The following is a 20573-nucleotide window of genomic DNA, read 5'->3' as shown; positions in this document are numbered from 1 at the left end:
CAGCCTATATTTTCTTTACTTCTGGTACTACTGGCGTTCCTAAAGGAGTGTTGGGATGTCACAAAGGGTTGGCGCATTTTCTCAACTGGCAAAGACAGACTTTTGGAATTGGGCAACAAGACCGCATTGCCCAACTGACAGGACTTTCCTTTGATGTCGTCCTCAGAGATATCTTCTTACCTTTGACCAGTGGTGCAACCTTGTGTTTGCCAGCAGAAGGAGAGAACTTAGAACCGACAAAAATTCTGCGTTACTTGCAACGCGAGCAGATTTCTGTTCTCCACACAGTACCTTCCTTGGCACAATCATGGTTAGCTAATGTACCAAAAGAAGTTTCTTTAGAAAACTTACGCTGGTTATTCTTAGCCGGAGAACCTCTTAAAGACACACTTGTACTGCAATGGCGGGATGCTTTTCCACAAGCAGGTGAAATTGTCAATCTCTATGGACCAACAGAGACAACTTTAGCAAAGTGTTATTACCAAGTACCTAGCGAACTCATACCAGGGGTGCAGCCAGTGGGATGGCCACTTCCTGAAACTCAAGCACTAGTTTTCAACCAAAATCACCAACTGTGCGGCATTGGTGAACTGGGTGAGATTGTTTTGCGGACACCATTTTGCAGTTTGGGCTACATTAACGCCCCAGAAGAAAAGCATTCTCGATTTGTTAAAAACCCCTTTCAAAATGACGAAGGAGATTTGCTGTACTATACAGGCGATCGCGGACGCTATCGTTTAGACGGCTCTCTAGAAATTCTCGGTCGCCAAGATCATCAAGTTAAGATCCGTGGGATACGCATTGAGCTTGGGGAAATTGAGACAGTATTAGCACAGCACCCATCTGTACATCAAACTGTAGTAATTGCCCGTGAAGATGTTCTTGGCGATCAACGCTTAGTGGCTTACACGATCTTGAATCAGAAGTCAGCACCCACCATTAGTGAGATCCGACGCTTCCTCTCCACTAAGCTGCCACAGTACATGGTACCTTCAAGTTTTGTATTCTTAGATAGTTTGCCACTAACACCCAACGGCAAGATAGACCGTCGTGCCTTACCTTCGCCCGATTTGGCGAAGGAGCTATCAGACAAATATGTCGCTCCACGTAGCCCAATCGAAGAAATACTAGCACTAATTTGGGCTGATGTCCTAAAACTAGAGCAAGTAGGCATACATGATAACTTCTTTGAACTTGGGGGACACTCGCTACTAGCAACCCAGTTGCTCTCCCGCATCCGCAACAGTTTAAAAGTAGAAATCCCTTTGCGTAGCGTTTTTGCAGCCGTGACAGTAGCCGAATTAGCGCATCTAATTGGGCAGTTACAGCAACAAAACTTAGAACTTTCTGCACCACCTATTTTACCAAGGGCAAAGAATGCACAACTAGCACTGTCATTTGCCCAAACTCGGCTGTGGTTTTTAGACCAGTTAGAGCCAAACAGTGCCTTCTACAATATTCCTATAGCTTTGCGACTGCAAGGAACTCTCCAAGTCCCAGCCTTAGAACAAAGCTTACAAGAAATTATTGCTCGCCACGAAGCCTTACGCACCAACTTCATCATAGTTGAAGGACAACCAACTCAAATCATTCAAACGGCAACTACTTGGACATTATCAGTAATTGACTTGAAGCATCTGCCAACAACCGAGCAAGAAATTGCAACACAGCAATTAGCGCAACAACAAGCTATTCAACCCTTTGACCTAGCGAATGAAGCATTAGTCAGAGCAAAATTAGTAGTTTTGTCCGAGACAGAACACAGATTGTTTGTCTGTATGCATCACATTGCCAGTGATGCTTGGTCAATAGGTGTATTTGTCCAGGAACTGGCAGCGCTATACAATGCTTATTCTCAAGGTCAGCCAAGCCTGCGGCACGCTACGCTAACACCCTTAGCGCCACTGCCAATTCAGTATGCAGATTTCGCCATCTGGCAAAGATACTGGTTGCAAGGCGAGGTACTGCAAACCCAATTGAGTTACTGGCAACAACAACTGGCAAACGCACCCGCTTTGTTGTCCCTACCCACAGACCGACCCCGAAGAGCGGTGCAAACCTTCAATGGGTCATATCAAAAGTTTGCACTCTCAGTTGAGCTAACTAATGGGCTAATACAATTGAGTCAGCAACAAGGAGTCACGTTATTCATGACGCTGTTGGCAGCGTTTGATACATTACTTTACCGCTACACAGGTACAGAAGACATTTTGGTGGGGACACCAATTGCGAACCGTAATCGCAGTGAAATAGAAGGGTTAATTGGCTTTTTTGTCAACACTTTAGTTTTGCGTACTGATGTCTCAGGCAATCCCAGTTTCTCAGAATTACTGGTGCGAGTTCGGGAAATGGCTCTTTTAGCTTATGCTCATCAGGACTTGCCGTTTGAAATGCTGGTGGAAGCATTGCAACCAGAACGAAACTTAAGTCATACACCCCTGTTTCAAGTGATGTTTGTCTTGCACAATACTCCCATGTCTGAAGTAGAGTTTGCTGGGTTAAGTGTCAGTCCATTGGTAGGAGAAAGGACAACGGCAAAGTTTGATCTTACCTTGGCAATGGAAAACACATCGACCGGACTGATGGGTGTGTGGGAGTACAATACTGATTTGTTTGATGAGCGCACCATTGAGCTGATGACGGGGCATTTCCAAACATTGCTTGAAGGAATTGTTGCTAACCCACAGCAGCGGATTTCACAATTGCCTCTGCTAACAGAACCTGAGCAACAGCAGTTATTAGTTGAGTGGAACGATACTCAGGCGGATTACCCTGTTGATAAATGTATTCATCAGTTGTTTGAGTCACAGGTTGAGCGCACACCCGATGCAGTAGCGGTAGTGTTTGAAAATCAACAACTGACTTACCGCCAGTTGAATTGTCGCGCGAATCAGTTGGCGCACTACTTGCAATCTTTGGGTGTGGGAGCTTCGGTGCTGGTCGGGTTGTGTGTGGAACGCTCAATAGAAATGGTGGTAGGGCTACTTGGCATTCTTAAGGCGGGTGGGGCTTATGTACCTCTCGACCCACAGTATCCCCAAGAACGCTTGAGCTTTATGTTAGAAGATGCTCAACTTTCGCTGCTACTGACCCAACAGCAACTACTTGAGAAACTACCTAAACACAAAGTCCACCTTGTCTATTTAGATACTGACTCTCAGAAGTTTGCCCAAGCCAACGAAATTCCCAACGCCAGCCAGGTAAAACCATCAAACCTAGCCTACGTGCTCTATACCTCTGGCTCTACAGGTAAACCAAAGGCAGTAGCCATAGAGCATCACAGTCCAGTCGCTTTAGTGAGTTGGGCGCAAGCGGTTTTTACACCAGAGCAGCTTGCTGGTGTCTTAGCTTCTACCTCTATCTGTTTTGACCTCTCGGTTTTTGAATTGTTTGTGCCTCTGAGCCTGGGAGGAAAAGTCATTTTAGCTGAAAATGCTTTACATTTATCTACTATTACTACAGCCAACCAAGTCACTCTGATTAATACAGTTCCTTGTGCGATGGCTGAGTTAATTCGAGAAAATAATTTACCACAGCAGGTATGCACGGTTAATTTAGCGGGTGAACCTTTGCAAAATCAACTTGTGCAGCAAATCTATCAGCACAGAAAAATCGAGCGTGTATTCAATCTCTATGGTCCCTCAGAAGACACCACTTACTCTACATTTAGCTTGATAGAAAAAGGGACAAGCTCCTCACCGACCATTGGGCGACCGATAGCGAACACGCAAATCTACATTTTAGACACTTACCTTCAACCAGTACCGATTGGCGTACCAGGAGAATTGCACATTGGGGGAGCAGGATTAGCACGAGGCTACCTTAACCGTCCAGAGTTGACACAAGGGAAATTCATCCCCAATCCCTTTAGCACTGACCCTCATTCCCGTCTCTACAAAACTGGAGATTTGGCACGCTATTTGTCTGATGGCAACATCGAATACATAGGACGCATCGACAATCAAGTAAAAATCCGGGGCTTCCGCATTGAGTTGGGAGAAATCGAAACAGCCCTGAGCCAACATACCCACGTGCAGGCATCTGTCGTCATCGCTTGCGAAGATACTCCTGGTAATAAACGCTTAGTCGCTTACGTCGTGCTGCAAACAGAGGTGACACCGACAATCAGTGAACTGCGACAATTCCTAAAGGATAAGCTACCAGAGTACATGGTACCGAGTGCGTTCGTCATATTGGAGTCCTTACCCCTGACTCCCAACGGCAAAGTAGACCGCCTCTCCCTACCCGTACCTTCTCACCGCAGTGCTTCAAACACATTTGTCTCACCCCGAAACACTGTAGAACTGCAACTTGCCCAAATCTGGTCAAAAGTTCTCAAGGTTGACAAGGTGGGAGTACAAGATAACTTTTTTGACCTCGGTGGTCATTCCCTTTTAGCTACTTACTTAATGGCTCGAATTAAGCAACAGCTACTTAAAGATGTTCCTTTAGTAACCTTCTTCCAAAATCCAACTATTGAACAGTTAGCGACTATCCTGCAACAAGATTCGGTTTCTTCTTGTTATTCTCCCTTGGTAGCAATTCAGCCAAACGGTTCCAAGTTGCCTTTCTTCTGTCTTCCAGGAGCTGGTGGCTATCCTTTCTACTTGTATAACTTAGCCCGTTATTTAGGCCCAGACCAACCGTTCTACAGTTTCCAAGCAAATAATTTGGATGGAGGATTGCAGGCAATCACCCGAGTTGAGGATATAGCTGACCATTATATTCAAGCAATACAAACTGTTCAGCCCCAAGGCCCATATTTTTTAGGAGGACATTCTTTTGGCGGTAAAGTAGCTTTTGAAATGGCGCAACAGTTGCTTCATCAGGGGCATGTGGTTGCTTTAGTTGCCATTTTTGATACTAAAGCACCTATTTATCAGAAAAAGAAAATAGGTGTTGATTGGGATGATACTAAATGGCTGACTGAGTTTGCCAAAGCACTAGAAATTGCATTTGCAAAGAACTTGGATATTTCTTACGAAACTCTCCAAGCTTTGGAACCAAAGGAGCAACTGAAATGCGTTCTACAGCATTTCCAAATGGTTAATATCATGCCTCCTGACGCTGAAACTACACAACTTGATAATTTGGTGCAAGTTTTCAAAGCTAACCATCTAGTTGATTATGTACCACCACAACAGGTCTATCCAACCCGAATTGCTCTGTTGCGCTCCAGCGAAGCTTCTGTTGATGATTCTACTAGTGAGTTACCTTCTGAGATTTTACAAGATACAGTCTGGGGCTGGGGCAAGTTTTCTTGTGAACCTGTAGATATCTATTTTGTCCCAGGCAACCATATTACGATGATGACTCAACCCCACGTCCAGGTTTTAGCCAAACAGTTGAAAGTTTGCATCCAAAAGGTACAAGCGGTCACAAGGAACGAGGTACCACTGAAGTGATTACAAATTACAGCCATTTTTAGGTAAATAGACCACAGTCATACGGGCACAAGACATTGCGCCCTTACAAAAAGTGTGGTTCATTTAGGTGAAAACTGCTGTAAATTCCTTACAACTATTTACTTAAGGAACTATATATGATTGTTTTAGGTATCAACTCGGTTTATCATGAATCAGCAGCATCTTGTATTATTGATGGTCGAATCGTGTCAGCAGTTGAAGAGGAAAGATTTAATCGCAATAAACACGGCAAAGCTGCACGTATCGATAATCCTCACATTCTCCCTATCCATTCTATTAATTTTTGTCTAAGAAATGCCAATTTAGATATTAAAGATATCGATTTAATTGCATTTTCTTTTGACCCTAAGCTCCGCAAGAAAAGTTTTGAATTTGACCCCATCAGTCTTCCAAGAGATTGGGGGAGTATAGAAGGAGAAAAAACATTCCTTTTAGGGTTGGAACAAGTCAAACTTTCTTTAATTCAAGCTTTAGGCGAAAAAGCAGCAGAAAAACTCATCTGGGTTCCCCATCATTTAGCCCATGCAGCCTCTGCGTTTTCCCCTTCAGGATTAGAAGAAGCAGCAATTTTAGTCATAGATGGTATTGGCGAAAATGCCTCTTCAATCATGGCTTATGGTAATGAGAACAGGCTCGGTGTATTACATGAAATCCAATATCCTCATTCTTTAGGTTTTTTGTGGGAAAAACTGGCTCAATTCCTCGGTTTTTCGGAATACGATGCTTGCAAAGTCATGGGACTAGCAGCTTATGGGCAAAGCGAAACCATGCGAGAAGCATTTTCTCAGTTTGCACGGATAACAGATAAAGACTTTACCCTAGAAAAAGAGGTTCTTCGCTTTCGCGTTGGCGAATTTGAACTATTAGAAGCGCTACTAGGTAAAAGTAGAAAGAAAAATGAACCGATAGAACAACATCACAAAGAGATTGCAGCTTCTTTACAAGCATTTACTGATCAAGCTGTGCTGCATTTAGTCGAAGTCCTTTACCGCCTCTGTCCATCGGATAACCTTTGCTATTCGGGAGGAGTAGCGCTCAACTGCGTTACTAACTGGTTAATTAAAGAAAAAGGACCGTTCAAAAATATCTTTATTCCGACAGCTCCGCACGATGCTGGAACCGCAGTCGGTGCGGCTCTGTACGCTTATCATACGCAATGCAATCAACAAAAAGTTCATACTCCGCAACTCACCCCGCATACAGGACCGGAATTTACAACTGAGGAAATCCTGTTAGCAATTGAGGAATCTGGTTTAACTACCAGACGCTCAATAGATAGTGCGATCGAAGCGGCTGATATGGTAGCAGATGGTAAGGTAGTTGGCTGGTTCCAAGGTCGTATGGAATTTGGTCCTCGCGCTCTCGGTAATCGTTCTTTGTTAGCCGATCCGCGCTACGCTACTACTCGGGAATTGCTCAACCAAAAGGTAAAGCACCGAGAAGATTTCCGACCTTTTGGCCCTAGCGTTTTAGCTGAAAAAGCCGAAAAATGGTTTGAAATTGGTCGCAAGAGTGAAAGTCTAAAGTATATGCTATTTACTTGTCCGGTACGACCTGAAAAAAGAGAAAAAATTCCTGCTGTCGTTCACATAGATGGAACTGCAAGAGTGCAACTAGTAGAAAGACAACTTAACCCCAGTTACTACCGATTAATTGAAAGATTTGAACAGCGTACAGGGATTCCTGTAATCCTTAATACATCGTTCAATGATAGTGAGCCTATAGTCTGCTCGCCTAAGGATGCCATTTCAACCTTTAAACGCACGGCAATTGATGCCTTGATAATGCAAGATTTCGTTATAGAACGTAAAAATTGAAACACATACTACGATGATCGGCGAATTAATCAACTCAAACTTTCGTAATCAGCGCATCAGCGCCATTTCCTCAAAGCTCACAGGAGAATACACAGTTGCTACCGATCTAGTCAGCTACCAACAGCCAGATCAAGTCTTTCCTTTACATCCTGAGCAGCAGTTCTTTCTTGATGAAATTATAGAGGAAAAGATTGCTGATGCACGGGTGCTGGAAATCGGCCTTGGATCGGGCGTATTATCTATTGGTGCACTTAGAGCAGGGGCAATTCATGTCACTGCTCTTGAAATCAATCCACGCGCGAAGAACTATGCTGGCTTCAACATTCTCGCTAACGGTCTAGAAGGCAAGATCGAAATTAGGGATGGCGATGTGAGCGACATCTGGAAACCAGTACGTGGCGATCGCTTTGATTATATGATCTCTAATCCACCTTTCGAGCCGACACCACAGGGAATGAGTCACTATCTGCATTCTGCTGCTGGCATCTGGGGGCTTGATTTTGTAGAAGCAATACTCAAAGAACTCGATGATCATCTGACAGCAGCAGGTCATGGGCAGATTGTTACCTTTGCTCCCGGAAATGCCCAAGAACCATTCATGCTGATGGATATGGCTCAAAAGTACTTAAAGGGGGAGACAAAAATCAAAGTGAATCCGATTTCAATCAAATTTGGTGAGTTTGTAGACAGATATGTTGAAAACGAACAGGCGACTCGAAAACAAGTAGAAGAAATAAAAAAAATGGCACAAGATAATGATGTTTCTCACTTGTATCTTTGCGTACTTCATTACAGGCAGGGTGAGCGATCGCTCACTGTTACGGAGACGACTCTAGCGTATGAAGCTTGGTTAAATCCTTTGTGAAAATGACCATGCCCTTCAGGCAGGCAACTAGTAACAGGAAACAGGGAACAGTAAGAAAAAACCTGCCCGAATATTGGGTTCCAAGCCTCCAAATCGATGAAATAAATACTTTTATTTTTTTCATCGATTTGGCGCAAGAAAAAATGGTCTTTGTTCAAATCCCCTAATTTTTATTATGGGGATTCCCCTGTTGCCCGTTAAGAGTTCCCATTTAAAATATGGCTTATATAAATTGGGTAGTAAAAAAGTTTGCACAAGCGAGTATTTGGCTTCTTACTTACCTGAATTACAGGCTGCTGAACGCTTGTGGTCATTAGTTAACAAACCAATTGCAAATCGTTCTTTTGATCAACTTAAGGACTTAGAGGGGGTTTTATACCGACGCTCTTATTGTCCTTTTATAACAGCAGTCTTTAATTCAAGCTATTACTTACTATCATTAATGACCTCTAACTCCATTTTTATTAGTCCGATGTTAACGGATCTGATATCATAAGGGATGAAGATTTTAATAAGTGTAAAGATAGTTTATCATCATCTAAAATAATTTTTACTTATTTTTTTTAAGTATTGGATTTGGTTACAAAAGATTTCAGGTTTATTTTTAGAATATGCAAAGCCAAGTTTTTCGCAATCAACCTTCAACAAATACTTCTTCAGCTTTTACTCAATTTTGGGAGAATGTAAAAGCGATCGCAGGTCCTTACTGGTATCCAACAAAGCCAGAGGGAAGAGCATTTTCAGACGTGATTCGATCATGGGGAATGCTCTTTATGTTGATCTTATTAATAATTGCACTTGTAGGTGCAACTGTTTTTAATAGCTTCATTAATCGCTATTTACTCGATATTATTATTGGAGAGAAAGATATAGATAAGTTTTTTAAAATGTTAGCCCTTTACGGCGTTGCCCTATTCTTAGTAACACTATTGATAGGATTTTCTAAATTTCTCAGAAAGCAAATTGCTCTTGATTGGTATCAATGGCTAAATAATCAAATTATATCAAAATATTTAAGTTATCGAGCCTATTATAAAATCAATTTCAAGTCTGATATAGATAATCCAGATCAACGTCTATCACAAGAAATAGAACCGCTTGCCAGCAATGCTCTAAGCTTTTCAGCTACTTTCCTTGAGAAAGTGCTGGAAATGACAGCTTTTTTAATAGTTCTTTGGTCAATTTCTCAGCAAGTTGCAGTAATTTTAATTACTTATACTATCATAGGAAATTTAATTGCTATTTACTTAAATAAAGAATTGATTAAGATTAATCAATCTGAACTCGAATCTAAAGCAGATTATAATTATTGCCTGACTCATGTTCGCAATCATGCTGAGTCTATAGCCTTTTTCCAAGGAGAAAGCCAAGAATCAAATATCATTCAACGAAAATTTAGTCACCTGGTAAAAAATGCTCAAAGTAAAATAAATTGGGAGAGAAATCAAGACTTTTTTAAGAGAGGATATCAGGCGGCTATCCAAATATTTCCATTTATAGTACTTGGGCCGTTAGAGCTAAGAGGCGAAATGGAATTTGGAGAAGTTACTCAAGCGGCTATAGCCTGCAATCTATTTGCTAATGCTCTAGCAGAATTAATCAATGAATTTGGAACTTCCGGACGCTTTTCCAGTTACGCTGAACGTTTAGCTGAGTTTTCAAATGCCTTAGAAGCTGTTACTAAACAACCAGAAAACGTTAGTACTATTAAAACAATAGAAGAAAATCATCTCGCTTTTGAGAATGTAACTTTACAAACGCCTAACTATGAACAAGTGATCGTTGAAGATTTATCGCTATCAGTTCAACCTGGAGAGGGTTTACTGATTGTTGGACCGAGTGGTATAGGCAAAAGTTCTCTCCTACGAGCGATCGCTGGTTTGTGGAATGCAGGTACTGGTCGTCTGATGCGACCGCCGCTAGAATCCGTCTTATTTTTGCCCCAACGTCCTTATATAATCTTAGGAACTTTGCGCGAACAGTTACTCTATCCTAATACGAATCGTCAAATGACCGACGCAGAACTTAAAGAAGTTTTGCAACAAGTCAACCTGCAAAACTTGCTAAGTCGCGTCAATGGTTTTGATACAGAAATTCCTTGGGAGAACATATTATCTTTGGGGGAACAACAACGGCTAGCTTTCGGACGACTATTAGTTACTTGTCCTAGCTTTACTATATTAGATGAAGCAACGAGTGCTTTGGATTTGAAAAATGAAGGGAATTTATATCAACAGTTACAATCAACGAAAACAACGTTTATCAGTGTTGGACATCGGGAAAGTCTATTTAATTATCATCAATGGGTTCTGGAGCTTTCACCTGATTCCAGTTGGCAACTTGTGACTGTACAGGATTATCAGCTGCGAAAAGCAAAAGAAATTGTCACTACTCCCGAACCGCCAGAAGATTCCCTATAAGCGTAGGTAGTGCATAGCCCCACTTTATACTGTACATTCGCTCATTTTTGAAGGGTGAGAGGAATTAATGCTTGACTGGGTAAGGAAAAAACGGTGTTGCTGAATCACAATATGAATTATGCGATCGCTACATCCAATTCTGGATTATCTTTCACAACAAACCTTAAGACTTCTCCCACTCGATAAGGATTTGGTACTTTGGTACGTTACGTCAAGCATTACGATTGTGCGCCCACAGGAATTAATAACATTAATGCAGCAATGCAGTAATTCAGTAAGTAATTGAGTATATAAATTATTACTTGAGTAAGAGAAGAAATGATGGGCGCAGTTAGAATCTGCTTGCTGAAAACTTATACAACAACAGAGCGACTTTCCAGTTTTACTTACTGCATCAATGCAGTAACGCAGTAAGTAATTGAGTACAACAGTCATTGCTTGAGCAAGGAAGGAATGATGGGCACAGTGATAGGATTTTTGAATCAAAAGGGGGGGTGTGGCAAGTCCACATCTGCTGTTCACATGAGCTGCTGGCTAATTAAAAAAGGTCATAAGGTTCAGCTTTTAGATGCTGACGCTCAACGCAGCAGTTCAATTTGGCTGACTTCGATGGAAGATAACCCAATTCCAGCTACTGTACTGCAATCACCTGATGAACTACTAGAACAAATTCCAGAGTTAGCCAAGCAGTGTGATTATCTGATTGTGGATGGACCTGCTGGGCTAACTGAGTCCACCAGGGCGATTTTGTTTCGGGCTGATTTGGCTGTCGTTCCCTGTCAGCCAACAGGTTTAGACCTGCAATCGGCTTCTGATTCTGTGCGGTTAATCAAGCAAGCTCAATCTGTGCGCGGTGGTTTACCTAAAGCGGTTATATTCATCAGCCGTGCCGTTAAAGGGACAAAGCTACTAGATGAAGCGATCGCACTGTTATCTAAAACAAAAGAAGTGACGGTGCTCAAGACAGTGATTCACAATAAACAAGCGATCGCAGACACTTTTGGTCAAGCCGCAACAATTTGGGATTTATCAGGTCGTCCAGCGACTGAATCTGCACGCGAGTATGAGCGACTGTTCAAAGAAATTATGGGGATGGTGCCATGAGTACCAAGAAGCGAAAGTCCCTCGATGATGCCCTGGCGAGTGAGTTTGTTTATGGTAAGTCCCAGTCAGAACCTCAAGACTCCCAATCCCCAAAACCAGAACAGGAAACTGTGCCAGTGACAAAACCAGCTGCAGAACCTACATCCACTCAACCAACGAAATCTAATCTCATGTCTCAACTTCAGCCGACGACTCCTAAAGAAGCAACAGTACGATTAACTGTAGATTTACCTGAGTCGATGCACCGCAAGCTATCTGTGCTAGCGGCGAAGACGGGCAGGAAAAAGGCTGAGATTGTGCGGTTTCTACTAGATGAAGCACTTAAGGAAGTAGACGAATAATGCAGTAATGCAGTAATGCAGTAAGTAAATGATGAAGTATTTCCTCACATCGAAGTTTCGATGTGAGGAAATTTTTAGAACTGGATGACAGTTTTCCGAAATTGACAACGCTCTGGTTGTAGTCTTAGTTAGATTACTTATTTATAACTAACTTCTATAACAAACCTTCGGGGATATTGCCCCACTAAACCCCGGTTATCTTGACCGGGTTTTTTAGTGGAGTGAGTTGGCTTCTCTGAGCGATCACGCTCTAGAGCGCAATCACCGACACCAGAAAAGCTATCTCGTGAGAGCAGCAGTTCATTGGCGAACCGCTGCACAAACCCTATTTACTCGTCATCTAAAAGCTCCTTCGCAGTTGCATCCAGTCTTTTGTTGGCATCATCCGAGAGCTTGAACAAGCGAGTAGTGGCAACTCCAGTGGTAAGTCCCACAGCTGTTGTAGCTACTGCTGCGGGTAAGTTCCCCATACAAACTGATATAGCAACCCCAATGCTGAAGGTAGCTGTCAATGTCCATAAACTGACGGTAGCGTTGAAGCTTGCCTTGGCTTGGCGACGACGCTCTTGAAACCACTGTATTGCAATATCGTCATGACTAGCATTAACTACTATGGTGTTATTTGAGCTTGACTTTACGATGGCGCTGCTGTTTAAACCTACTTCTGTTTCAGTAGCAGGAGTGTTTGTGACTTTATCAAAGTGGAATCAAGGGCAAGGGCATTTACTTGAGCTTGTATCAATTGATGATCCACCTTGTTTGTAACAAAGAATGTGTTGTAGATGCAATTTCTGAAAATTTGCCAGGGATGCGATGGCGCTCTGCGATTGCACAGAGTGCAGACGCCCGGGCGCGTATCGCACCCCCCCTCACAACTCATCACTCATCCTCATCCGCCAAATACAACCCACTACTATCAGTAGGTCGAGCGTGCAAATACATCTCAGTAATCGCCACCGAACTATGACCCAGTGTCTTTTGCAACAAATGTATCGGCGCTCCTCTATCAAGACTGTGGGAAGCATGGCTATGTCTTAACCAGTGGGGCGACACATTACCCTCAAGTCCAGCACGTTTCGCCGTATTCTTTACAATATGAAATATCATCGACCGACACAAGTGACCACCTTTACTCGAAACAAACACAGGGTCATCCTTACGAGCATAGCCTTTTAACTCATTAATCTCTCGCCAAATACCTTTCCCCACTAGCACAGTCCTAGTTTTCTCACCTTTACCAAATACTGTTATCTGTCCCCCATCCCCACGCGCCTTGAGGTCACGCCACTTGAGATGACACAATTCTGATACCCGTAACCCAGCAAAGTAAAGTAAGCGGATGATAGCACGGTCACGTGGATTGGTGGTAGATTTTATCAGTAAATGTACACAGTCTTCAGTTAAAATTCGCTCTGCCAATCTGTTCTTTGCCTTGGGTGACTTAACTAACACTCCTAAATTAGCCGATATCACTCCTAGCTGTTTAGCAAAGGAAAACAGACTCTTAATTGCACCCACAGCCACCCGCTTGGAATTCTCAGAACAATGAAGTGTCATCGTCCACATTTGGATATCCATCAAAGTGCAATCTGCTAGCAGTTTATGATTCACATGAACAAAGAACCGTTCTGCATAGCGACGGTAGCCGTCAACAGTGTTGAGACTTTTGCCGTGTAACCAAAGGTCAACAAGTTCAGAGTTAGTGAGCGTGGAAGAGTTATTCAACATTGTGTACTCTTATGTTGAATCCTTCTCCATTAAACCGCACACAGCGGACGAATTGAAGAAAAGTCGCGTAAGCGCTTGAAAATTAATGTCTCCACAATAAATGCTTTCCATTTTTTCCCGCTTCATTAAAACCGGAAAAATCTGCCAGCCTCATTACTAATTAGTTGGTTTAGCGCCAACGACCTGGGCGGGGGTCTTACACGTAAAAATTTTGGCAGCCTTATTACTACGAGTACTCGTCTTGCCCCACCGATCAACAATCACATTGGCTGCCAAAATTTTAGGGGACAATGCGTCGGCGCTAAGATGCCCCAAACGTAGATTTTTCTGAGATAATGAGTATTTATACATGGGCGATAATTCCTGTGGCTGGCAGATTTTTCAATCGTTGTGGCCCAACCCCAGAACTGGGTGTAATCACACTCACTTAACTGGATGATACAGCCCATCTTTTGAGTTAAATCGCCACGCATATTGACTGGAGTCGCGCGAACGAGTCCAAAGTTCAAAATCTTTCTGCGAAAGGACTGCACGTTTTTCCTGGAGCGTCGAGACAGTAGTATTGAGTCGCAATGCTAGGTTTTGTTCGCTAAAGGGTTGGAGTTGAGGTGGTTGGGAGTTGTGCTGATAGGGGTAGCCACCAGATTTATAGCGCGATTTGGATGCATTGAGGTTGTGTTGCATTTGCATTAATGCTCCTTCAAACTGCGCTAGTCGGTTTGCGAATCCTTCGGAAAGCTTCGCTAACGCATCAAGTTTTCCCTCCAAGTTGGTTAGTCTTTCTTCATGACGGGGGTTTGTGTTTTTCGCATCGGGACTAGAACGAATGTGCAAAAACTCTTCCTCAAGTTGGGCAAGACGAGTTTCTACACTCAATTCTGTACCTGGTACATCCCCTAAAATGTGATGCAGCCCTTGAATAACTAAATCAGTTGCGGTGGTTTTACGTTCTCTTGCTACTTTGCGTAGCGCTCCTGCTAAGGGTTTGGGGAGTTTGAAGTTGATTGATTCCCGCTCCAATCGTGTCATGTCTATACTTGTGTATGTGCCAGCGTGTAGAAATTGTACAGCTATTTTGAGGTACGTTTCTCTCAGAACTGAAAAAGAGGTTATCAACGATTCGGATGTGCGGTGGCGCGGTTTACTATCTTGGGCATGGCGTTTATGATGGTTAGCTACAAACAGTAGATTAGAGAACCTCTAAAAAAGCAGTATTTGGTATTTAAGACGATGGGAAAAGTTAATGGTAATATTGTTATATTTTCGTTAAGCTAAACGTAAATATTACTCTTGATTTAAAAGTATGAGTATCTAATGTTTTTACAGTCAGGTAATTCAAAGATAGAGTCAATTTGTGAGCAATGATTTCAAATGATAAGGATTAAGTAACAATGAACGCTTACAAAATATACGTCACGATTGAAGACCCAAATAATGTTGTTTTATCGAATTTACCCTTTCAGCGAGGACAGCGAGTAGAAGTCATTATCTTAGCAGAAGATAATGAAAGGTCTGCAATGAGTCAAAAAATGAGAGATTTATTTGATAGAACGCAGTCACTTCCAGGAGTACAAGAGATTACATCAGAAGATATAGCAGCAGAAGTTGAGGCTTACCGTCGGGGCGAATGAAGATTATTATTGATACGAATGTTTTAGTTTCTGCTGTACTTAGGGGGAGAGAACCAAGAGCAGTTATTCAATTTGTTGTTGACAATCCAGATTGTGAGTGGATTGTGTCTGAAGAAATTTTAACAGAATATAAGGAGGTTTTGAGTCGCTCTAAATTCAAATTGACTTCCCAAATCCGCTCGGAGTGGTTTGAAATTCTTGATAATTTGACGACACTCATTTCGGTTAATGTAGAAATTGATTTTCCACAAGACAGAAAGGATGCAAAGTTTTTGGCTTGTGCTATAGCAGCAGAGGCAGATTTTTTAGTTACGGGTGATTCTGATTTTAATTCAGCTCAAAGTTTGGTCAAGACAGCTATTGTTTCCGTATCTTTATTTAAAAAGCTAGTTTGTGATGTAAGGGGGTAAGTTAATTTACTTTGTTCTGCCTTGCGATTGTGCTCTTTGCGTAGATATACCCCACAAAGAGCGAGCGTCATAACGACGCGAGTTTTTAAATTTCGTGACACAGGCAATTTACATCTATTCACCATAAAGACAACTGCCGCTTCATTTTCCATAGACAAAAATGGACAACCCTACACAATGTCTACTCGTAAAACTCAAGATCTGGGTGTATTTTGGCGCAAAGCTCGCCGGGGGAAGTTTCCCCCGGCAGACTTTGCGGCCTAGCCTGCGTTCTTGGGTAAAACGAGTTAACTTCTGGCCGCCAAAATACAAGGGTTGTCCATTTTTGTCGTTAGCGTAGCGAGCCGTAGGCTGGGTTTGCCCAACCCTGGCGAGACATTAGACTTACCGCCTTGGTGGTAAAAAAGATGACACGCACTGCACAAAGCAACCAAATTACTTTTTCTGTTATCGGCTGGGTTCCGGTTCCAATGATGTACTTGGAGCGTGTACGCCATCCGTTCTGAGCGTGTTAGATGTGATGTGTTCTCACCTGGAGCAATACACTTCAACCCGCATTTTTGACAGCGCCAAAGAGCTTCTTGTTTAACTTCAGCAGCAATTTCTGACCAATTGTCTGGGTAAAGCAAGTACTTGAACTTCATTATCAGTTAAAGAAAGCGTGGCTTCTAGGATTTTAATGTTTATTTGGTGCAAAAGATTTATCCAAGTTCATCTGTAGATAGCGTACGCTTATAAGCTGACTTTCCCCCAGAACTAAAACCTGTTAACAGCTTTTGATGAATTGCAGTATATCTGAGATTGTCCAACGCTTAAGATCGCATACGCGATCGCCCGTCACCTGCCGACGAAGGAACGCTAACAGCCAAAGTGACAAAGCCATTAGCGCTTTTAGCTGCGGGGTTTTTCTCTTCATATTTATATGCCCAATACCAGTGGCTTTACTCTATGGTTACTATGACGATGTTACCTGGACTACTTCTGAGAGGTTAGAGCGCCTTAAGCTAACTACTCCAACAGCCAAAGCACACTCGTGGTTCGTGGATCACAGCCAATGAACCAATCCAGTGAATCCCCAAAAAACCAGTTCTAACCTACCAAAAAGAAAAGTACCAAAAGAAAAAATCTAGTGCAGTACGAGTCTGTTTTAGTTGTTTTTTTAAAAATTCTACGCTTTCTTCAATCACGACCTGCAAACGACGAGCCATAAGAGACAATAACATAAACTCCATCTATTCTATGCAACTTCACATACAGCGTATTACAGGTTTATATCGTAGTGAGAAATCCGGGAACAGGGTTTTCATGAAAGCGTCGGTTTTTGCAACACAACCCAAAAAAGAGTGATCGCAGTTTGATGGGGGTGTGACGCATTGGGGCGGCAGCTTTCTGGGGGAAGCTTCCCCCAGAAACGTGCCTTACAAAGAAACTCGCGGTGCCCTATGGGCGTTTTAGTCTAAAGTCCAATATAATGCAACACTCTCAAATAAATTAGTTCGATAATGAAGAAGATAGAACAATCAAAACCGAGTAGATACAATCTAACAATCCAAAGATTGAAAATAGAGGGTAAAGAACGGCCAAATCGAAACGACTATATTCAAGCTTTTGGACTTCTACCAGATTTTGTCCTCAAGGCTAATGGAATTTTAAGCGCAGAGCTTGAGGAGGGAAATTTAGGAGTATTACTCAGATCTCATCGAGATGCTTTTAAAGCTATCAAGAAGTGGATAGTTCACTTTGTATGCAATGCCAATGATAGCCTGACGACTGACCCACCAGAGTTAGATCTTGGCTGGGAGTTTGATTATAAACCCCATGCTGAAGAGTCTTGGGCTTTGCTAAATCTCTGCGAAGAAATTTTTCAGCGAGACCAATTTGGATGGAAAGACTCAATAGCATCTCTTTTGGCTGCTGAAATTTGGTTTAGCTGTGAGTTTGAACGACTGGAAAATACTTTTCAAAGCACAGGAATCTTAGGAACAACCCCTCAAAGAGGAAAACATCAATCCTGTGATGCCATGTCAAAGCAAATCAGCTCAGACTTTAATTCTATTCCATCACGACGCTTTGCTGATGCTTCTGCCTTTGAGCCAAATGAAATTCAAACCTGGGACTCTACAGAAGAAGCTATTAGAATACACGCTGAAAAAATTGCACAACTTGATACTGAATTTTGTCACATTATCTACTCCAATTACATCAAAATTCGGAAACGCACCATCAGAAGCATCCGCAATAATCCCAATTTACAAGTGGCTACTTTAGAAAAATCAGGCGATCTATTTGTGGGTGGAAAGGGTAAGCGAGGCAAAAGTCAAAAGCGCTCTAAGTCCAAAAAGGGTTTTTGTAAAGAAAAGTAACAATTAGCTATTTAGCTGCACAAAAGCTGCACTTGACTTGACGTTCTGAGATACTAGTTTTAGTGCAGAAAAAATTATTTATATTGCAGCTATGGGGTACTAATTATTAGTATTTTCATGTTGTTCTCCTTGAATAACAGGTTAATTGAAATATGAAAAATGCTCGATTTTCTTGTCAAAAAGCCCCGTTTAGTTTGCTCGTTTTTGTGCATATCCAGCGGGGAGTGGATATGCACAAAACATTGATAAAATTATTAGAGAAATTGATGTAATTATTGAGGTTTTCACTGAAAAATGAAAAGAACTGTAGGCTATGCGAGAGTCTCTTCTCGTGAGCAAGCCGTAGACTCTCAAGCCTTAGAACAGCAAATAGCAAGACTAAAAGCAGCCGGTGCAACTGAAATTTTTCAAGATATTCAATCAGGTAGCAATGATGATAGGCCTGCACTAAAAAAACTAATGAACCTAGTACGTTCTCGACAAATAGACGAAGTTGTCATTACCAGAATTGACCGAAAAGCTAGGTCGTTGCCAAAATTGCGAGAATGTATTGATACTTATAACTCTTCTGGTGTGAATCTCCGAATTTTGGATCAGCAAATTGACTTGAGTACATCTCAAGGCAAGTTGATGGTAAATGTCTTGGGTTCGCTCGCCGAATGGGAAACGGACCTTTTATCAGAGCGAGTCAGGCATGGTAAACAACATCGTAGGAATAAACAAGCAGCTAATGAATCCTATCCTTGGGGTTACCAAATAGTTAATGATAAATATCAACTAGATACTCGTCCATTTCTTTGTCTGCTCTCAGCGAGACCAGACAATTATCTAGACTTGTATAATGAATCAGATTTGACAAAACTTCCTGGTCAGACTATCTCAGAGGTAGCCAAAAGTTGTCTTGACATATTTTTTAAGCATCGAGGAGTTAGTCGAGGTTTAAAAGCTATATTCAATACATATGGAATCATCAAAAGAAGTGACAATAGAAATAGCCGGGATGGCATATTTCATTGGACCCCTACAGGCTTCAATCACTGGTTAACCAATCCTGTGTTGTGTGGGCATACCGCTTATCTCCAACGCATTACTATTAGCAAACGAAAAAGAAAGAGAAATAAGCCTGAAAACTGGGAAATAATCCATGATACTCATCCAGAGCATAGGCTCATCACCGATGCCGAAGCAGCAGAGATTCAACAAATTCTCAAATTTAACTCGAAAACTGGACATTTTAGCTTTAATCAAGACCCCAATAACCCTGTTTGTTACCGAGAATATGCTTATCAGACAGGTCTAGTTTTTTGCGCTGAGTGTGGATCAAAGTGCATTACTAAAAGTGCTACTCATAAGGGAGGAAAGTATTACTACTTTGCTTGTAGATATGCAGGAATGGGATGTGGAAATCCGAAATCTACCCGCAAATCAAATATTGAGTCTGCTCTGATCAAGACTTTAGTGCAACGCTCCCAAATTCTAGCTAGCTCTGACGACAAACAGTTGGCCCAATCGCAGTCAAAGTCAGAGAAGTTAAAGTCGTTGGAGTCTCGCTTAGAGGCTCTAGAAAAAATTCCAGGGTTTGATCCTGATTTGGAAAACCTTAAAGAGAAGACTCGTCAGCTTATTGCATCGGAAATTAACCCATTCCTCTTTGACTCTACCCAAAATAAAAGCCCCGAAGAAATTATTCGTGCAGGTAATAACTTAGCTATCTGGCATACTCTATCTCCCGACGACAAGGTAAAAATTTATCACCAGATTGTGCATCGGATAACTATCCGCAATGCAGATGTTGAAGAAGTCATTTTGAAAATTTAAATCTGTAACTTATAACTATGAATACTCAGGAAAGTTTTGACTTAAACAAGCGCAGATGTGAAGTAGCTATGCAACAAGCGTTGCAGTCATGGCAAGTAAAACCCCAAACTTATGGAATGGAATGCCCAAAATGCAATTCCACAATGATAGGGAAAAATGGCCATTGTGGTGGCGTACAACGATATTTCTGTAAAAACTGCCACCGCAATTTCAAACAAAGACCTCTGCTCGAATGTGATTGCTTGATTCCAGGAAATCAATTAAAGTGTCAGTCTTGCCCTCAGTTTAAAGAGTTTTTGGAAATTGTCAAGCAGAAGGTGGATGATTTACGTAAATTGAGTTTAATTGAGTTACAAAACCTCAAATTACCGTTCTAGAAAACGATGCACGAAAATCCGGCAGCTGTAACTCTAGTTCCATCTCCAAAACTAGTTTTTACAGGGGGTCTTACACGTAGAGAAATCAGCCAGCCCGAATACTTCGAGTACATGAGATGACAACACAGATCAACAAAAACAAGGGCTGGCTGATTTTTTTGACCCAAATGCGACGGCTCATTTCTCCAGTCATTCGCCCGGTCAACCGTGTATTAAGGTTGCGGGTTGGTGACGCAAAGTCAGCGGCAGCTTTTGGGTAAGAAGATTCTTACC

General features: G+C 42.0%; 19 protein-coding genes. 13 read left to right on the top strand and 6 right to left on the bottom strand.

What is annotated here, in order from left to right; all coding sequences use genetic code 11:
• From AC5JM2_RS07465 to AC5JM2_RS07440, 6 genes are all read left to right on the top strand, one after another.
• Positions 1–5405 (top strand): amino acid adenylation domain-containing protein (locus AC5JM2_RS07465; protein ID WP_495834264.1); only part of this gene is annotated, 5405 nt, incomplete at its 5' end.
• A gap of 137 nt (positions 5406–5542) precedes the next feature.
• Positions 5543–7243, top strand: a complete 1701-nt coding sequence (locus tag AC5JM2_RS07460) for a carbamoyltransferase family protein (protein ID WP_495834263.1) — start codon at positions 5543–5545, stop codon at positions 7241–7243.
• 13 nt (positions 7244–7256) lie between these two features.
• Entirely contained in the window at positions 7257–8108 is an 852-nt protein-coding gene (locus AC5JM2_RS07455) for a methyltransferase (RefSeq protein WP_495834262.1), read from the top strand.
• Between the two features lie 611 nt (positions 8109–8719).
• Entirely contained in the window at positions 8720–10528 is a 1809-nt protein-coding gene (locus AC5JM2_RS07450) for an ABC transporter ATP-binding protein/permease (RefSeq protein WP_495834261.1), read from the top strand.
• A gap of 453 nt (positions 10529–10981) precedes the next feature.
• Entirely contained in the window at positions 10982–11632 is a 651-nt protein-coding gene (locus tag AC5JM2_RS07445) for an AAA family ATPase (RefSeq protein WP_495834260.1), read from the top strand.
• Entirely contained in the window at positions 11629–11973 is a 345-nt protein-coding gene (locus AC5JM2_RS07440) for a CopG family transcriptional regulator (RefSeq protein WP_495834259.1), read from the top strand. The genes AC5JM2_RS07445 and AC5JM2_RS07440 overlap by 4 nt, the downstream gene beginning before the upstream one ends.
• 137 nt (positions 11974–12110) lie before the next feature.
• On the opposite strand, the gene AC5JM2_RS07435 is transcribed toward AC5JM2_RS07440, so the two are convergent.
• The gene (locus tag AC5JM2_RS07435) at positions 12111–12293 is read right to left on the bottom strand and encodes a hypothetical protein (protein WP_495834258.1); all 183 of its coding nucleotides are present in this window, start codon (positions 12291–12293) and stop codon (positions 12111–12113) included.
• Between the two features lie 9 nt (positions 12294–12302).
• The gene (locus tag AC5JM2_RS07430) at positions 12303–12485 is read right to left on the bottom strand and encodes a TRADD-N-associated membrane domain-containing protein (RefSeq protein ID WP_495834257.1); all 183 of its coding nucleotides are present in this window, start codon (positions 12483–12485) and stop codon (positions 12303–12305) included.
• A gap of 100 nt (positions 12486–12585) precedes the next feature.
• On the opposite strand from AC5JM2_RS07430, the gene AC5JM2_RS07425 reads away from it, so the two are divergent.
• Positions 12586–12738, top strand: a complete 153-nt coding sequence (locus tag AC5JM2_RS07425; RefSeq protein ID WP_495834256.1) for a hypothetical protein — start codon at positions 12586–12588, stop codon at positions 12736–12738.
• A 114-nt stretch (positions 12739–12852) separates the two neighbouring features.
• Here the strand turns inward: AC5JM2_RS07425 and AC5JM2_RS07420 are convergent, their stop codons facing one another.
• Complete coding sequence (locus AC5JM2_RS07420) at positions 12853–13701, bottom strand: tyrosine-type recombinase/integrase (RefSeq protein ID WP_495834255.1); 849 nt, start codon at positions 13699–13701, stop codon at positions 12853–12855.
• A gap of 423 nt (positions 13702–14124) precedes the next feature.
• On the bottom strand, positions 14125–14730 hold the full coding sequence (locus AC5JM2_RS07415; RefSeq protein WP_495834254.1) for a hypothetical protein: 606 nt from the start codon (positions 14728–14730) through the stop codon (positions 14125–14127).
• A gap of 362 nt (positions 14731–15092) precedes the next feature.
• Between AC5JM2_RS07415 and AC5JM2_RS07410 the strand changes: the two genes are divergently transcribed.
• Together AC5JM2_RS07410 and AC5JM2_RS07405 are read left to right on the top strand one after the other, a co-directional pair.
• Complete coding sequence (locus AC5JM2_RS07410; RefSeq protein WP_495834253.1) at positions 15093–15332, top strand: hypothetical protein; 240 nt, start codon at positions 15093–15095, stop codon at positions 15330–15332.
• The gene (locus tag AC5JM2_RS07405) at positions 15329–15742 is read left to right on the top strand and encodes a putative toxin-antitoxin system toxin component, PIN family (protein WP_495834252.1); all 414 of its coding nucleotides are present in this window, start codon (positions 15329–15331) and stop codon (positions 15740–15742) included. The genes AC5JM2_RS07410 and AC5JM2_RS07405 overlap by 4 nt, the downstream gene beginning before the upstream one ends.
• A 287-nt stretch (positions 15743–16029) precedes the next feature.
• Here the strand turns inward: AC5JM2_RS07405 and AC5JM2_RS07400 are convergent, their stop codons facing one another.
• Both AC5JM2_RS07400 and AC5JM2_RS07395 read right to left on the bottom strand, forming a co-directional pair.
• Positions 16030–16386 carry an HNH endonuclease gene (locus AC5JM2_RS07400; RefSeq protein ID WP_495834251.1) on the bottom strand — a complete coding sequence of 119 codons (357 nt, stop codon included), beginning with the start codon at positions 16384–16386 and terminating at the stop codon, positions 16030–16032.
• 122 nt (positions 16387–16508) lie between these two features.
• Entirely contained in the window at positions 16509–16658 is a 150-nt protein-coding gene (locus AC5JM2_RS07395; RefSeq protein ID WP_495834250.1) for a hypothetical protein, read from the bottom strand.
• Positions 16659–17244: 586 nt separating this feature from the next.
• On the opposite strand from AC5JM2_RS07395, the gene AC5JM2_RS07390 reads away from it, so the two are divergent.
• The 4 genes from AC5JM2_RS07390 (at position 17245) to AC5JM2_RS07375 (ending at position 20560) form a co-directional block, all read left to right on the top strand.
• Complete coding sequence (locus AC5JM2_RS07390) at positions 17245–18105, top strand: hypothetical protein (RefSeq protein ID WP_495834249.1); 861 nt, start codon at positions 17245–17247, stop codon at positions 18103–18105.
• Positions 18106–18399: 294 nt separating this feature from the next.
• Positions 18400–19923, top strand: a complete 1524-nt coding sequence (xisF, locus tag AC5JM2_RS07385) for a fdxN element excision recombinase XisF (RefSeq protein ID WP_495834248.1) — start codon at positions 18400–18402, stop codon at positions 19921–19923.
• Between the two features lie 17 nt (positions 19924–19940).
• Complete coding sequence (locus AC5JM2_RS07380; protein WP_495834247.1) at positions 19941–20300, top strand: transposase; 360 nt, start codon at positions 19941–19943, stop codon at positions 20298–20300.
• Positions 20301–20416: 116 nt separating this feature from the next.
• Positions 20417–20560: a hypothetical protein gene (locus tag AC5JM2_RS07375; protein WP_495834246.1), complete on the top strand. Its 144-nt coding sequence runs from the start codon at positions 20417–20419 to the stop codon at positions 20558–20560.
• Positions 20561–20573 lie beyond the last annotated feature (13 nt).

The organism is Brasilonema angustatum (genome assembly GCF_059505445.1).
The sequence above is the reverse complement of the archived record's forward strand: the minus strand, read 5'-3'. Positions and strand labels throughout refer to the sequence as shown.

Coding starts and splice junctions, on each gene's coding strand:
- AC5JM2_RS07390 (WP_495834249.1), top strand. CDS start 17,245: ATGAAGAAGATAGAACAATCAAAACCGAGTAGATACAATCTAACAATC.
- AC5JM2_RS07380 (WP_495834247.1), top strand. CDS start 19,941: ATGAATACTCAGGAAAGTTTTGACTTAAACAAGCGCAGATGTGAAGTA.
- AC5JM2_RS07460 (WP_495834263.1), top strand. CDS start 5,543: ATGATTGTTTTAGGTATCAACTCGGTTTATCATGAATCAGCAGCATCT.
- AC5JM2_RS07455 (WP_495834262.1), top strand. CDS start 7,257: ATGATCGGCGAATTAATCAACTCAAACTTTCGTAATCAGCGCATCAGC.
- AC5JM2_RS07410 (WP_495834253.1), top strand. CDS start 15,093: ATGAACGCTTACAAAATATACGTCACGATTGAAGACCCAAATAATGTT.
- AC5JM2_RS07440 (WP_495834259.1), top strand. CDS start 11,629: ATGAGTACCAAGAAGCGAAAGTCCCTCGATGATGCCCTGGCGAGTGAG.
- AC5JM2_RS07420 (WP_495834255.1), bottom strand. CDS start 13,701: ATGTTGAATAACTCTTCCACGCTCACTAACTCTGAACTTGTTGACCTT.
- AC5JM2_RS07400 (WP_495834251.1), bottom strand. CDS start 16,386: ATGAAGTTCAAGTACTTGCTTTACCCAGACAATTGGTCAGAAATTGCT.
- AC5JM2_RS07395 (WP_495834250.1), bottom strand. CDS start 16,658: ATGAAGAGAAAAACCCCGCAGCTAAAAGCGCTAATGGCTTTGTCACTT.
- xisF (WP_495834248.1), top strand. CDS start 18,400: ATGAAAAGAACTGTAGGCTATGCGAGAGTCTCTTCTCGTGAGCAAGCC.
- AC5JM2_RS07450 (WP_495834261.1), top strand. CDS start 8,720: ATGCAAAGCCAAGTTTTTCGCAATCAACCTTCAACAAATACTTCTTCA.
- AC5JM2_RS07425 (WP_495834256.1), top strand. CDS start 12,586: ATGGTGTTATTTGAGCTTGACTTTACGATGGCGCTGCTGTTTAAACCT.
- AC5JM2_RS07405 (WP_495834252.1), top strand. CDS start 15,329: ATGAAGATTATTATTGATACGAATGTTTTAGTTTCTGCTGTACTTAGG.
- AC5JM2_RS07445 (WP_495834260.1), top strand. CDS start 10,982: ATGATGGGCACAGTGATAGGATTTTTGAATCAAAAGGGGGGGTGTGGC.
- AC5JM2_RS07415 (WP_495834254.1), bottom strand. CDS start 14,730: ATGACACGATTGGAGCGGGAATCAATCAACTTCAAACTCCCCAAACCC.
- AC5JM2_RS07375 (WP_495834246.1), top strand. CDS start 20,417: ATGACAACACAGATCAACAAAAACAAGGGCTGGCTGATTTTTTTGACC.